Below are 13,545 nucleotides of genomic sequence, written 5' to 3' on the forward strand. Positions count from 1 at the left end.
CCGGGGCCGACGGGCGGCAAACGGGTGCGCGTCAGTCACCTTCGCGCCGCTCCCGCGTGGCGAGCAGACGACGGAGCGAGTAGAGCCGGGCCGGATCGGCGTGGCCCTCGGCCACCCAGGCGTCCAGCGCGCAGTCCGGTTCGTCGTGGCTGCACGCGCGCGGGCAGCCCTCCGTACCCGGCACCAGATCGGGGAAGGCGAGGATGACCCGGGACGGATCGACATGGTGGAGTCCGAAGGACCGGATGCCGGGGGTGTCGATCACCCAGCCGTCCCCCTTCGCCAGCGGCAGCGCCAGCGCCGAGGTGGTGGTGTGCCGGCCGCGTCCGGTGACCGCGTTGACGTCTCCGGTGATCCGGTGACGGTCGTCCGGGACCAGCGCGTTGACCAGCGTCGTCTTGCCGACGCCCGAGTGGCCCACGAAGGCGGTGACCCGGCCGTCGAGATATTCGCGTACGAGGTCCGCCGCGTGGCCGCTCATCAGTTCGTCGCGTCGTGTGACGACATGACGGATGCCCAGCGCCCGGTAGGTCTCCAGGAGTTCGTCCGGTGGCGCCAGATCGGACTTCGTCAGCACGAGCAGCGGTTCGAGCCCTCCGTCGTACGCCGCGACCAGACAGCGGTCGATCAGCCGGGGGCGCGGCTCGGGGTCGGCGAGCGCGGTGACCACGGCCAGCTGGTCGGCGTTGGCGACGACCACCCGCTCGTACGGATCGTCGTCGTCCGCCGTCCGCCGGAGCACCGAGCGGCGCTTCTCGATCCGTACGATGCGCGCCAGCGTGTCCTTCCTGCCCGAGAGATCGCCCACCAGGAAAACCTGGTCGCCCACCACGGCGGCCTTGCGGCCCAGTTCGCGCGCCTTCATCGCCAGGACGACACGGTCCTCGACGAGACAGGTCAGCCGGCCCCGGTCGACGGTCAGGACCATGCCCTCCGACGCGTCCTCGTGCTTGGGCCGGATGTTCGTACGCGGCCGGTTGCCCTTGGGGTTGGGGCGGTGGCGGATGTCGTCCTCGTCGGGGTTCTTGCCGTAGCGGCGCATCGCGTCAGGCTCCCGCTCCCGCGAGCATGTCCGTCCACATCCGAGGGAAGTCCGGCAGGGTCTTGGCGGTCGTCGCGACGTTCTCGATCTCCACGCCGCGGACGGCGAGGCCGATGATCGAACCCGCCGTGGCCATGCGGTGGTCGTCGTACGTGTGGAACACCCCGCCGTGCAGCGGGCGCGGGCGGATGTGCAGCCCGTCCGCGGTCTCCGTGACGTCCCCGCCCAGCTCGTTGATCTCCTTGGTGAGCGCGGCCAGCCGGTCCGTCTCGTGGAGCCGCAGATGGGCCACGCCCCGCAGGGTGGAGGGCGAGTCGGCGAGCGCGGCGACCGCCGCGATGCCGGGGGTCAGCTCCCCGACCTCGCTCAGATCGAGATCGACTCCATGGATCCGGCCGGTGCCCGTGAAGGTGAGGCTGGTGCCCTCTGCCGTCTCGGCGAATTCGCAGGAACCGCCCATCCCGGTGAAGATCTCGCGCAGCGCGTCACCCGGCTGAGTGGTTCGCTCGGGCCAGTCGGGGACGGTCACCCGGCCGCCGGTGACCAGTGCGGCGGCCAGGAACGGCTGGGCGTTGGAGAGATCGGGCTCCACGGTCAGATCGCGGCCGAGCAGCGCGCCCGCCGAGACCCGCCAGACATTCGGCTCACCGCCGGTCTCGGGCTCGTCGACCTGGGCGCCGACCCCGCGCAGCATGTCGACCGTCATCCTGATGTGCGGCAGCGAGGGCAGTACGGAGCCCACGTGCCGTACCTCCACGCCCTGGTTGAAGCGCGCCCCCGAGAGCAGCAGCGCCGAGACGAACTGGGAGGACGCGGAGGCGTCGATCTCCACCCCGCCGCCCTCCAGGGCGCCCCCGCCGTGCACGGTCAGCGGGAGCGAGCCGCGTCCGTCGTCGTCGATACGGGCGCCCAGCGCGCGCAGGGCGTTGATGACACTGTGCAGCGGGCGCTGGTAGGAGCGGGGGTCGCCGTCGAAGCGGACGGCGCCGTCGGCGAGCGTCGCGACGGGCGGCAGGAAGCGCATGACCGTACCGGCGTTGCCGACATCGACGGTCGCCGGGCCGTGCAGCCCCGAGGGGATCACGCGCCACGCCTCGCCGCCGGGACCCGGCACGGCAGCGGCGGCGGAGCTGGACGACGACACGGTCTCCTCGATGCCGACGCCCATGGCCCGCAGCGCGTCGGCCATCAGGAGGGTGTCGCGGGAGCGCAGCGGACGGCGCAGCCAGCCGGGCTCGGCGGCCAGCGCGGCGAGGACCAGACCGCGGTTGGTGACCGATTTGGATCCGGGCACGGTAACCGTCGCTTCGACGGCCCCGTTTGCGTAGGGGGCGGGCCAGAGGGCGGGCTGCACGGAGCTTTCGGTCATGGCCAATACTTTAGTGGTTCTTGAGGGACCTCGATCCTGATCAAATACGGAGAAACCAGGGCGTAATCAGAGGGTGATAAGAGGGCTGGACGATGAGAGGCCGAATTGTCGCTCTCAGAGGCCCAACAGCCAGCGCCCGCCGCCGATCAGGGAACAGAGCGAGACGGCGTGGAAGAGGAACAGCCACATCGCCGGCGCCGTGTGCGTCAGCCTGCCCAGCTGGTCCGCGTCCGAGTCCCCGGCGCCGCCGTGCCGGCGCTTCGACTGGAGCTCGAACGCGGGGCGTACGCCCCCGAGGAGCAGAAACCAGACCGCGGTGTACGCGAACGCCGCCTGGACGTCCGGTTCGGTCAGCCAGGAGATGAGCAGGAAGGCCGCCCCGGTGACGATCACCGTGAGCGCGCCGTACGCGTTGCGGATCATCACCAGCATGGCGAGCAGAAGGGCCGTCGCCAGCCACAGCAGCAGGGTGATGTGGTGCGCGGAGAGCAGCCAGGCGCCGCCGAGACCGAGCAGCGGCGGGGCGGTGTAGCCCGCGGCCGCGGTGAGGATCATGCCGGGGCCGGTCGGCCTGCCCCGGCTGACGGTCAGGCCCGAGGTGTCCGAATGCAGCCGGATGCCGTCGAGCCGGCGTCCGGTGACCAGGGCTATCAGCCCGTGGCCGCCCTCGTGCGCGATGGTTATCGCGTTACGGGAGAGCCGCCAGAGCGGACGCGGCGCGACGGCGGCGAGCGCGACGACCGCCGTCACGACCACCAGCCACTCCGCCGGGGCGGGTTGGGTGCCGAAGACGCGATCCCACAGATCGGCGATGGAGGCGGAGTCGATGCTGGCCATTGCTCGGGCGGCTCCTCTGGCTCGGTGGCGTCGTACGCGGGGGTGCGCGGAGGTGCGCGGTGCGGCGGCGGGGCGGTGTCGTCGCAGTGTGGCACCGACGTGTTCTACGGAGGAAAACGCCGCCGCGCCTCACACCGGTTCCGCCGGAAGGCTGTGAGTCGTCCCCGGAGCCGCAGGTCGGCCGAGGCGCCCCCGAAGCCCCACCTGTTCGGCGTAACCTGGCGCCATCGCAGGCCAGAGGAGCGGTTGAGGATGTGCGGCAGGTACGCGGCGAGCCGTCGGCCCGAGGACCTTCAGGGAGTCTTCGGCATCGAGAAGTGGGAGCCCGAGGAGACCCTCGCCCCCGACTGGAACGTGGCGCCGACCAAAGAGGTCTACGCGGTTCTGGAACGCCCCGTGAAGGAGGCGGCGGACCCCGGTCCTGTCCGTCAGCTGCGGAGACTCAAGTGGGGGCTCGTACCGTCCTGGGCCAAGACGCCCGAGGGCGGGGCGCGGATGATCAACGCGCGTGCCGAGACCGTCCACGAGAAGCCGTCGTTCCGGCGGCCCTTCGTCTCGCGGCGCTGCATCCTCCCGGCCGACGGCTACTACGAGTGGGTCACCGGATCCGACGAGCGGCAGCTGGAGGAGCAGGGGAAGAAGAAGCGGCCCCGCAAGCAGCCGTACTTCGTCACCCCGGCCGACGGCTCGGTCATGGCGATGGCCGGACTGTACGAGTTCTGGCGGGACCGCACGCTGCCGGACGACCATCCGTCGGCCTGGTGGGTGACCTGCTCGGTGATCACCACCGAGGCGGAGACGACCCCGCTGGCGGTGGCCCCGGCCGAAGGCCCCGGATCGCTGGCGGAGATCCATCCCCGGATGCCGCTGATGCTGACGCCCGACCGCTGGGACGCCTGGCTCGATCCGGCCCGTACGGACCCCGAGGAGCTGCGGGAGCTGCTCGCCCCGCCGCCGGCCGGGCTGATGCGGGCGTACCCGGTCACGACGGCCGTCAGCAACGTGCGCAACAACGGTCCCGAGCTGCTGGAGGAGCTGCCCGCGCCGGAGGAGAGCACGCTCTTCTGACGGATCACGGGCCCACGGGTCCCGGGATCACGCGATGGCGCGATGGCGCGATGACGGGACGGGCTCCGGGGCGGCGGTCGCGCCGGTCTCCGCGCGCCCGGGTGGCCATGTGACGGAGGATGGCCGTGTGACAAGCGACACGGCAGCCGAGCCGGACCAGCGGACCGTCGAGACCCCCGCGGGGGACGCCCGCATCACCTGGCATCCCGCGCAGCGGCCCCGCCGCGTCCTCGCCCTCGGACATGGGGCGGGCGGCGGGATCGAGGCGCGCGATCTCCGGGCCCTGGCCGCCGCGCTGCCCCCGCTCGGGATCACCGTCGCCCTGGTGGAGCAGCCCTGGCGGGTGGCGGGCAAGAAGCTGGCCCCCGCGCCGAAGACCCTCGACGCCGGCTGGCGCGCGCTCTGGCCCGCGCTGGAGGAGCCGGGCGTGCCGGTCGTCGCGGGCGGGCGCAGCGCCGGGGCGCGCGTGGCCTGCCGCACGGCGCGCGAGCTGGGCGCACAGGCCGTACTGGCCCTGAGCTTCCCGCTGCACCCGCCCGGCAGGCCGGAGAAGTCCCGCGCCGCCGAGCTGCTGGAAGCGGGCGTGCCCACCCTCGTCGTCCAGGGCGGGAACGACCCCTTCGGCAGGCCCGACGAGTACGCCGAGCTGCCCGGGGGCGCCCCGGGGGGCGCGTACGAGCTGCTGGAGGTGCCGTACGGCGACCATGGATTCGCCGTGCCCAAGAAGGCGCCCCTCTCCCGGGACGAGGCGCTCGGCATCATCACCGAGGGCGTCGCCGCCTGGCTCGCCGTCCCGGCCGCGGCCCGTTGAAACCTCCGGGGAATGCACGGCGCGAGGTCGCTGTTGTCAAGTGCATCGGTAGACAGAGCACGAAAGGGAGTCCGTCGTATGGGTTCGACCATCTGCCCGCGCCGCTCAGACGCCACTGACCTGGAGTGGACGGTGCTTTCCGCGGCCAAGACCGCTTCCGTTCGGGCGGCCGGTGGGACGGACCGGCAGGCCCCGTCGCATCAAGGTCGACTATTCTCCGATTCGAGTGGGTCCGCATTCGGTCCCGCCACATCGTTGGAGGAGGTGGGTCCGGTCACTGGGACCGACGGAGCGACCGACGACGGCCACATCGAAGAGACCACCGCCGAGCGCAATGCCCGTTTCGAGAGGGACGCTCTGGGCTACCTGGACCAGATGTACTCGGCCGCCCTGCGGATGACGCGCAATCCGGCCGATGCCGAGGATCTGGTGCAGGAGACCTATGCCAAGGCGTACGGCTCCTTCCACCAGTTCCGTGAGGGAACCAACCTCAAGGCGTGGATGTACCGCATCCTCACGAACACATTCATCAACTCGTACCGCAAGAAGCAGCGCGAGCCCCAGCGCAGTGCCGCCGAGGAGATCGAGGACTGGCAGCTGGCGCGCGCGGAGTCGCACATGTCGACCGGTCTGCGCTCCGCGGAGTCGCAGGCGCTCGACCATCTCCCGGACTCCGACGTGAAGGCCGCGCTGCAGGCGATTCCCGAAGAGTTCCGCATCGCCGTGTATCTCGCCGACGTAGAGGGCTTTGCGTACAAGGAGATCGCGGACATCATGGGAACCCCCATCGGTACGGTCATGTCACGACTGCACCGGGGCCGCCGCCAACTGCGCGGCATGCTGGAGGACTACGCCCGTGACCGTGGGCTCGTCCCGGCGGGTGTCGGAGAGTCGTTGGACGATCGGAAAGGTTCGGACTCATGAGCTGCGGAGAGCCGCATGAGACGGATTGCGCCGAGGTCCTCGATCATCTCTACGAGTTCCTCGACCGCGAGATGCCCGACAGCGACTGCACCAAGTTCGAGGTGCACTTCGAGGAGTGCTCCCCGTGTCTGGAGAAGTACGGGCTTGAGCAGGCCGTGAAGAAGCTGGTCAAGCGGTGCTGCGGGCAGGACGACGTACCGGCCGATCTGCGGTCCAAGGTGATGGGGCGGATCGATCTGATCAGGTCGGGGCAGGCCGTGCCGGAGCACGACGTGTCCACGGCCGGAGCGGATCTCCCGGGCCTCGCCAAGGAATAAGCCGAGGAACAGCCCGCAAATCAAGCCAAGGAACAGACCAAGGAACAGACCAAGGAACAGGCCGAGGACAGAGCGGGCAGATCGACGAGAGGGCGTATCGCGCAGGGCGCGGTGCGCCTTCACGCGTGTCCGCGTCCGTCCCGCGCGCGCGTACCCACCGTATGTCCGCGTATATCACCGCTGTCACCCGAAGGTGCTAATCGGCGGTAAACACCGGATGATCGCCCCCCAACTCGCTAGCCTGACCCTCTGTTTGGGCCGGGCCGAGAAGGGGGGAATACGCCGTGAGGGCCATTCCGGTGGCGGCGCGCGTCTACATCCTGGGTACCGCGCTCTGCGCGGCCCTCTGTGTCCGTCCCGCGCTGCGTCCGGACATGCCCTGGAGGGCGATCGCGCTGCTGGCGGCGGTGTACGCCTTCTGTGAGCTGCCCGCCCTGTGCCGCCCGCGGGGACGCGCGGTGAACGGTTCCGCACCGGTCGTCGCCGGATCGTTCTTTCCCGTCCTGCTCGCCGCGGCGCTCCTGCTCCCGCCCGCCGCCGCCGCGCTGGTCGCCGTACCCGGCGCGCTGCTCGGCCGGATCGAGCGGCGCCCGAGGGGCCCGCGCCGGATCTGGCGCGCGGCCCAGCTCACCGTCGCCACCTGGGCCGCGGCCTGGGCGCAGGTGTTCTTCGGCGGTCCCGTCGCGCTCGGCGGCGGGGGGTACGGGCTGAAGACGCCCGACTTCCCGTATGTGCTGCTGCCCGCCGGAGCCGCGGCCCTCGCCTTCTGTCTGGTGCTCTCCGCGCTGGACGGCGGCATCCTGGTCACCGCCGAGCGGCTGCCGCTGCGCACCGCCTGGCGCGGGCTGCTGCCGCGCTCGCTCGCCCCGCTCGGCGCGCACGGGCTCGCCGGGCTGATGATGGCCGTCCTGTGGCGCAGCCCCTTCGGGCCGCTCTCCGCGCTCTTCGTCCTGCTGCCGATGTACATCTCCTGCTGGGTCTTCGCCCAGTACCACCGCGAGCGCGCCGCACACCAGGCCACCATCAGGGCGCTCGTGCAGGCCGTCGACATCAAGGACCGGTACACCCGCGGACACAGCGAGCGGGTCGGGCACGCGTCCGTGCTGATCGCCCAGGAGCTGGGCATGGAGCGGGAACGGATCGAAGTCCTCCGGTTCGCCGGGATCCTGCACGATGTCGGCAAACTCGGCGTCCCGACCCGCGTGCTGCGCAAGGACGGCCCGCTGACACCGGAGGAGCGCAGGGTGATCGAACTGCACCCCGAGTACGGGCACGAGATGGTGCGCGGCATCGGATTCCTGGGCGAGGCGCGGTCCGCGATCCTGCACCACCACGAACGGCTCGACGGCACCGGCTATCCGTACGGACTCGCAGGCAAGCGGATCCCCGAGTTCGCCCGGGTGGTGGCCGTGGCCGACGCCTTCGACGCGATGACCTCCACCCGTTCGTACCGGCGGGGGCGGCCGGTGCCCACCGCGCTGGCGGAGCTGGAGCGGTGCGCGGGGACGCAGTTCGATCCGCGGATGGTGCGGGCGCTGGCACGGGCGCTGGACCGGCACGGCTGGCAGACGGCGGTCACGGCGGACGAGGTAGCGCCCCCTGTCCCGGCCGCCCTGCCGGTCCCTGCCACGGCCGGGCGCGGAAACGTCCCTCCTGCCCGGACCAGCGACATCGGCCGGACGCCCCCCGCCGGCCGTAGCGCCGGGACCGCCGGAACCGCCAGAACGGGCGGGAGCGGCCGGAGCGGCGGGGGCGGCGGGAGATGACCTCGGCCGCGGTCGGGGCGCCGGCCGCCCGACGCCGTCCCGTCCCCCGCACCGTCGTCGTGGTGTACGGCGCGGCGGCGCTGCTGACCGCCGCCGGGCTCGGCTCCACGCTCTGGCACGGCCTCGCCGACCCCCGGATCGCGCTGGCCTTCGGCGTACTCATCGCCGTCGGCGAGCTGGCGCGCTGGGGGGCGCTGCCCGGCGAGCGGGAGCCCGCGCCGATCGCCGCCGCCGGGGCCCTCGCGTACGCGCTGCTCGGCGAGAACGCCGGACAGGCGGTCGGCCACGGCGTGCTCCAGACCGTCACCGTCGTCCTCATCGCCGCGCTCGCCGGGGCCGTACCGCATGCCGCCCGGGGGCGCGGGCCCGCGCTCGACCACATCGTGAGACGCGTTCTCACCGTCGGCTTCGCCGCCTTCTGCTTCCAGCCGCTCTACGACTCGGCCGAACTGCGGGAACGGTTCGGCGCCGGTCCCGGCTACGCGATACTCCTGCTCCTGCTGCTGGGGCTCACCGCGCTCTGCGACGCCGTACTGGCCGCGCTCGTCCTGTGGGCCCGTACCCGCCACCCCTTCGGGCCCCTGCTCCGCGACGAGTTGCGCGCGCTGCCGCACATCGGCTCCGCCGTCTGCGCCACCGGAGCGGTGATCGCGCTCGGGGTCGCCGTCGCCGGGCTGTGGGCGCTGCCCGTGTTCTGTGTGCCGCTGCTGCTGACCCAGCTGTCCTTCCGGCGGTACGCCGCCGTGCGCACGACATACCGGCAGACCATCGCCTCCCTCGCCCGCGCCACCGAGATCGCCGGATACACCCCCCAGGGCCATGCCCGCCGGGTCGCGGAGCTGAGCCTGGCCGTCGGCCGCGAGCTGGGGCTCTCCGGCCCCGAACTGACCGTGCTGGAGTACGCCGCCCTGATGCACGACATCGGCCAGCTGTCCCTCGTCGACCCGGTGCCCGACGGCGCCACCGCCCTGCTGCCCGTCGCGGAACAGCGGCGGATCGCCCTGCTCGGCGGGGCGGTGGTCCGCCAGACCGGAGTGCCCGCCGCCGTCGCGGTGGTGGTGGAGCGGCAGGCGGATCCGTACCGGGAACAGCCGATGTCCGCCCGGATTGTCCGGGCCGTCAATGCGTATGACGATCTGGCCGGGGAATGTGGCACTGCGAGCGGACCGCTCAGCGCGCTGGAGCGGCTCCGGCTCGGGACGGCGTACGACTACCAGCCCGAGGTGGTGGAATCCCTGGCGCGCGTGCTCTCCCGGGGGCGGCCGGGACCCCGGTCCGACGGGGTAACCCATGGGTAATGAGCGGGCGTCCGACCGAGCATGGTTGGATGCGAAGAAGAGCAAGTTGTGGTGTCCGGGGGCACTGACCCGAACGACCGGCAGGCGGGAATCGTGAGGATCTTCGGGAAGGTACGGCATCGGCCCTCCGCCTCGTGGCGGCAGGCCACCGACCGCGCGTTCACGCTGATCGGTGACGGCCGGTACGAGGACGCGGGAGCGCTGCTGACGCGCGCGGCGGATCTGGAGCCCTGGCTCTCCGAGTCCTGGTTCAATCTGGCGCTGCTGCACAAGTTCCGGCACGACTGGGAGCAGGCGCGCGCCGCCGGGCTGCGCGCCGTCGCCCTGCTGGACAAGGAGACCGGCGCGCCCGACTGGTGGAACGTCGGGATCGCCGCCACCGCGCTCCAGGACTGGCCGCTGGCCCGCCGTGCCTGGCAGGCGTACGGACTGCGGGTGCCGGGCAATCCGCACACCGTCGAGGCCAATGGCGAGCCCGAGGGCATGGAGCTGGGCAGCGCGGCCGTCAGGCTCTCGCCGGAGGGCGAGGCCGAGGTCGTCTGGGGCCGCCGGCTGGATCCGGCCAGAATAGAAGTGCTCTCGATCCCGCTGCCGTCGTCGGGCAGGCGCTGGGGCGAGGTCGTCCTGCACGACGGCGTACCGAACGGGGAGCGCACGACGGCGTCGAGCCCGGACGGCGCCACCCGCGCCTACCCGGTCTTCGACGAGATCGAGCTGTGGGCCCCCTCGCCCGTGCCCACATGGGTGGTGCTGCTGGAAGCGGCGACCGAGGAGGACCGGGACGCCCTGGAGCGGCTGGCCGCCGACGCCGGATTCGCCGCCGAGGACTGGTCGTCGTCCGTACGGCTCCTCTGCCGGGCCTGCTCGGAGTCCACGATGCCGAGCGCCGAGGGCGACGGCGAACATCTCGACCCGCACGACCACAGCGAGCCGGGCCATCCGGGGCCGCTGGGCCATCGCACGGCCGGCGAGCTGTGGGCCCCCGAGCGCGAGTGCGGGATCGCGGCCCCGGCCGCGCTGGTACGGGGCCTGCTGGACGGCTGGGTCGCCGACAGCCCGGACACCCGCGAGTGGCGCGATCTCGAAGAGGTCTGCTGAGGGCCTGGAGGTCCGCTCAAGGCTCCCCGGGAGCCGAATCGCGCCGGGGCGGGCGGGCTGGGCACCAGGCGGGATCCGCGGGGGCCGTCTGCCGCGAACATGCTGAGACTCCCCGAGAGCTGCCCTTAGGCTGTATGGGCACATCGCACGGATCGTGCAGGCAGCATCGGGTACCGAGGAAGGCGTACTGCGGACATGGCGCAGCAGGAGACGGACCAGCGGATCGACAGTGGGACCTCGGTGGCGGAGCCGGGGGACGGGTTCGTCGTGGACACGGAGGACGCCGAGGCGCGCGAGCTGGCGCACCGCGAGCGCGGCACGTCCCGCCCGATCACCGTCGTCGGGAATCCGGTGCTCCACAAGGAGTGCCGGGATGTCACGGAGTTCGGTGACGAGCTCGCCGCGCTGATCGACGACATGTTCGCCAGCCAGCACACCGCCGAGGGCGTGGGCCTGGCCGCCAACCAGATCGGTGTGGACCTGAAGGTCTTCGTCTACGACTGCCCGGACGACGACGGCGTACGGCACGTCGGTGCCATCTGCAACCCGGTGCTGGAGGAGCTGCCGCCCGCCGAGCGTCATCTCGACGACTCCAACGAGGGCTGCCTCTCCGTACCGACGGCGTACGCGGCGCTCCCGCGCCCCGACTACGCGGTGGTGCGCGGCCAGGACGCTCGGGGCAACCCCGTCAGGGTGCGCGGCACGGGCTACTTCGCCCGCTGCCTCCAGCACGAGACGGACCACCTCTACGGGTACCTGTACATCGACCGTCTGTCGAAGCGCGACCGCAAGGACGCGCTCCGGCAGATGGCGGAGAACACCCCGCGCTACGAGACCGTTCCCAATCCCTGAGGGGACGCCGGCTCCGAGCGCAGTGGCTCCGAGCGCACCGACTCCGAGAGCGGCGGCGGGGGAACCACCGCGTGGTGGTACTCGCTCCAGATCAGCGGCGGGAACGCGCTGCCCCGCTCGGAGTCGGGGCCGCCCACGCCCTGCATGGGAAGCAGGTTCGGGACGTCCGGCTTCGTCCGGAACATCGTGACCGACGTGCTCAGTTCCTGAGTGACGCCGATGAACCACGCCGACTTCATACGGTCGTTGGGACCGGTCTTGCCGGCCAGGACCGGGAGAAGGATCTTCCGGCCCTGCGGCGCTCCGAGGGCGTTCCAGCCCACCTGCTGGAGCGCCGCGCCGACAGTGGCGGCCACGTGCCGCTCCATCGCGCGCCGTGCCCCGGGCCTGTCGAAGCCCTCGACCGCGACGCCGTCGCGCTCGATCCTGGTCACCGAGTACGGCTCGGTCGCCCGGCCCTCGTTGAGGAAGGTCGTATAGGCGCTGGCCAGCCGGACGGCGCTGGGGGTCGAGGTGCCGATCGAGAATGTCGGCTCCAGCTTCGCCATGCTCTCCTCGCGCAGCCCCGACGCGACCGCCAGCTCTTTGACCGTCTTCAGTCCGACGGCCTTGCCGGTCTGCACGAACGGGGTGTTGTCCGAGTCCACCAGCGGCAGGGTGAGGTCCAACGACGGCAACTGCTCCGGCGCCTCCGTCGGTACGGGCCGCGTCTTCCCGCGGTCGGCGGCCCGCGCGGCCTGCCGCTTCCGGGAGATGGAGTCCTCCAGGGCGGCGGCGTACACGAAGGGCTTGAACGCCGAGCCCGCGGGCACGCCCGCGGTGTCCGCGTTGTTGCTGAAGTGCTCGATGGCGTCGGAGCCGCCGTACACCGCGACGATCGCCCCGTCCCGGGGCCGTATGGAGGCCGCGCCGACCTGTACGTGCCGGTCCGCCGCGCGCTTCTTCGGATCCAGGCGGTCCGCGCGCACCTTCTCGACGGCCTTGGTCAGCGCGCGCACCTTGTCCTTCTCGAAGGTGGTGTGGACGCGGTAGCCGCCGCCGGCGAGGTCCTTGTCGGTGATCCCCGAGCGGCTCTTGATGTACTTGTTGGTGATGTCGACGAGATAGCCGATCTGTCCCGCCTGGCTCGTCGGTTTGACGGGCGGCTTCGGCTCGGGGAACGAGGTGTACTTCGCGCGTTCGGCGGCGCTCATCGAGCCGGTTTCGACCTGGCGGTCCAGGATCCAGCTCCACCGGTCCACGGCCCGCTTGTGGTTCGCGGGGCTGAGGGCCGGGTCGAAACTGTCCGCGCCCTTGAGGAGCGTGGCGAGCAGCGCGGCCTGACCGGGGTTCAGATCCTTGGCGGGAACGCCGTAGTACGCGTACGCGGCGGCCTGGACGCCGTACGAGTCGCGGCCGAACCACGAGGTGTTCAGATAGCCCTGGAGGATCTCGGACTTGGGCTTCCGGTTGCTGACCTTCAGGGAGAGGATCAGCTCCTTGACCTTGCGCGTGAGGGTCTGGTCCTGGCTCAGATAGGTGTTCTTCACATACTGCTGGGTGATCGTGGAACCGCCCTGGGTCTCCCCGCCCGTGACGATGTTCACGGCGGCGCGGGCGATGCCCGTGACCGAGACGCCGGGGTCGGTGTAGAAGTCGGCGTTCTCCGCCGCGATGACGGCGTTCCGGACGGACTTGGGCACCTGCGCGAGGGTGACGTCCTGCCGGTTCACATCGCCCACGCTCACCATCCGGCTGCCGTCCGCCCAGTAGTAGACGGTGGCCTGCCGGCGCGCGGAGTCGTGTTCGTCCGGGATCTCGACGTTCAGATAGACGGCCACGAACAGGCCGGTCAGTGCCCCGGCGGGGAGCAGGAAGAGGCAGGAGACGAGCTTCCAGGAGGGCACCCAGCGCCGCGCGCCGCGCCGGCCGCGCCGGGGGTAGTCGATGAGCCGGCGGCGTCGTTTGCGATGGCCGACAGGGGAGTCGTCGCTGTCGGGCGAGGTCTCCGTGCCGTCGGGCGAGGTTTCCGTGCCGTCGGGCGGGCTGTGCGTGTGGTTCGCGCGGCCAATGCGGGGCAGCCTCATGGGGGTGCGGACCTCCTCGATCACGAGCCGCCACTAGGGGGGTTGGCGAGCTCGACAGGTAGACCTTGTGGGCTGCGATTCCGGTTGGTCCGCTCGC

At 71.7% G+C, this 13,545-nt stretch carries 12 protein-coding genes; 8 read left to right on the top strand and 4 right to left on the bottom strand.

What is annotated here, in order from left to right:
• Positions 1-31: 31 nt before the first annotated feature.
• From rsgA to ACZ7LS_RS07965, 3 genes are all read right to left on the bottom strand, one after another.
• The gene (gene rsgA / locus ACZ7LS_RS07955; protein WP_382524975.1) at positions 32-1,042 is read right to left on the bottom strand and encodes a ribosome small subunit-dependent GTPase A; all 1,011 of its coding nucleotides are present in this window, start codon (positions 1,040-1,042) and stop codon (positions 32-34) included.
• 4 nt (positions 1,043-1,046) lie between these two features.
• A complete protein-coding gene (gene aroA, locus ACZ7LS_RS07960) occupies positions 1,047-2,411 on the bottom strand; it encodes a 3-phosphoshikimate 1-carboxyvinyltransferase (protein WP_385135321.1) in 1,365 nt (454 codons plus the stop codon).
• A gap of 114 nt (positions 2,412-2,525) precedes the next feature.
• The gene (locus ACZ7LS_RS07965) at positions 2,526-3,248 is read right to left on the bottom strand and encodes a M50 family metallopeptidase (RefSeq protein ID WP_382675424.1); all 723 of its coding nucleotides are present in this window, start codon (positions 3,246-3,248) and stop codon (positions 2,526-2,528) included.
• Between the two features lie 252 nt (positions 3,249-3,500).
• Here ACZ7LS_RS07965 and ACZ7LS_RS07970 point away from each other — a divergent pair, with 252 nt between their 5' ends.
• From ACZ7LS_RS07970 to def, 8 genes are all read left to right on the top strand, one after another.
• Entirely contained in the window at positions 3,501-4,316 is an 816-nt protein-coding gene (locus ACZ7LS_RS07970; protein WP_385135324.1) for an SOS response-associated peptidase, read from the top strand.
• Between the two features lie 127 nt (positions 4,317-4,443).
• On the top strand, positions 4,444-5,127 hold the full coding sequence (locus ACZ7LS_RS07975) for an alpha/beta hydrolase family protein (RefSeq protein WP_385135325.1): 684 nt from the start codon (positions 4,444-4,446) through the stop codon (positions 5,125-5,127).
• 264 nt (positions 5,128-5,391) lie between these two features.
• Positions 5,392-6,051 (top strand): sigma-70 family RNA polymerase sigma factor, encoded by a 660-nt coding sequence (locus tag ACZ7LS_RS07980; protein ID WP_193564036.1) that lies wholly within the window; start codon positions 5,392-5,394, stop codon positions 6,049-6,051.
• A complete protein-coding gene (rsrA, locus tag ACZ7LS_RS07985; RefSeq protein WP_382524966.1) occupies positions 6,048-6,368 on the top strand; it encodes a mycothiol system anti-sigma-R factor in 321 nt (106 codons plus the stop codon). Before ACZ7LS_RS07980 ends, rsrA begins: the two co-directional genes overlap by 4 nt.
• A 284-nt stretch (positions 6,369-6,652) precedes the next feature.
• Positions 6,653-8,134, top strand: coding sequence for an HD-GYP domain-containing protein (locus ACZ7LS_RS07990; RefSeq protein ID WP_382675430.1), 1,482 nt, complete (start codon positions 6,653-6,655; stop codon positions 8,132-8,134).
• Positions 8,131-9,432: an HD-GYP domain-containing protein gene (locus ACZ7LS_RS07995; RefSeq protein WP_385135327.1), complete on the top strand. Its 1,302-nt coding sequence runs from the start codon at positions 8,131-8,133 to the stop codon at positions 9,430-9,432. The genes ACZ7LS_RS07990 and ACZ7LS_RS07995 overlap by 4 nt, the downstream gene beginning before the upstream one ends.
• Positions 9,433-9,525: 93 nt before the next feature.
• Positions 9,526-10,530, top strand: coding sequence for a tetratricopeptide repeat protein (locus tag ACZ7LS_RS08000; protein WP_129770420.1), 1,005 nt, complete (start codon positions 9,526-9,528; stop codon positions 10,528-10,530).
• A 195-nt stretch (positions 10,531-10,725) separates the two neighbouring features.
• On the top strand, positions 10,726-11,382 hold the full coding sequence (gene def, locus ACZ7LS_RS08005) for a peptide deformylase (protein WP_382524961.1): 657 nt from the start codon (positions 10,726-10,728) through the stop codon (positions 11,380-11,382).
• Here def and ACZ7LS_RS08010 read toward each other — a convergent pair.
• Positions 11,358-13,448 (bottom strand): transglycosylase domain-containing protein, encoded by a 2,091-nt coding sequence (locus tag ACZ7LS_RS08010; protein WP_385135329.1) that lies wholly within the window; start codon positions 13,446-13,448, stop codon positions 11,358-11,360. The two genes, def and ACZ7LS_RS08010, sit on opposite strands and share 25 nt — an antisense overlap.
• Positions 13,449-13,545: the final 97 nt, after the last annotated feature.

Source organism: Streptomyces sp. NPDC039430 (assembly GCF_055639435.1).

What these genes read in the sequence shown, in the direction of transcription:
- ACZ7LS_RS07965 (WP_382675424.1), bottom strand. Translation starts at nt 3,248, where the DNA reads ATGGCCAGCATCGACTCCGCCTCCATCGCCGATCTGTGGGATCGCGTC.
- ACZ7LS_RS07995 (WP_385135327.1), top strand. Translation starts at nt 8,131, where the DNA reads ATGACCTCGGCCGCGGTCGGGGCGCCGGCCGCCCGACGCCGTCCCGTC.
- rsrA (WP_382524966.1), top strand. Translation starts at nt 6,048, where the DNA reads ATGAGCTGCGGAGAGCCGCATGAGACGGATTGCGCCGAGGTCCTCGAT.
- ACZ7LS_RS08010 (WP_385135329.1), bottom strand. Translation starts at nt 13,448, where the DNA reads ATGAGGCTGCCCCGCATTGGCCGCGCGAACCACACGCACAGCCCGCCC.
- ACZ7LS_RS07970 (WP_385135324.1), top strand. Translation starts at nt 3,501, where the DNA reads ATGTGCGGCAGGTACGCGGCGAGCCGTCGGCCCGAGGACCTTCAGGGA.
- rsgA (WP_382524975.1), bottom strand. Translation starts at nt 1,042, where the DNA reads ATGCGCCGCTACGGCAAGAACCCCGACGAGGACGACATCCGCCACCGC.
- aroA (WP_385135321.1), bottom strand. Translation starts at nt 2,411, where the DNA reads ATGACCGAAAGCTCCGTGCAGCCCGCCCTCTGGCCCGCCCCCTACGCA.
- def (WP_382524961.1), top strand. Translation starts at nt 10,726, where the DNA reads ATGGCGCAGCAGGAGACGGACCAGCGGATCGACAGTGGGACCTCGGTG.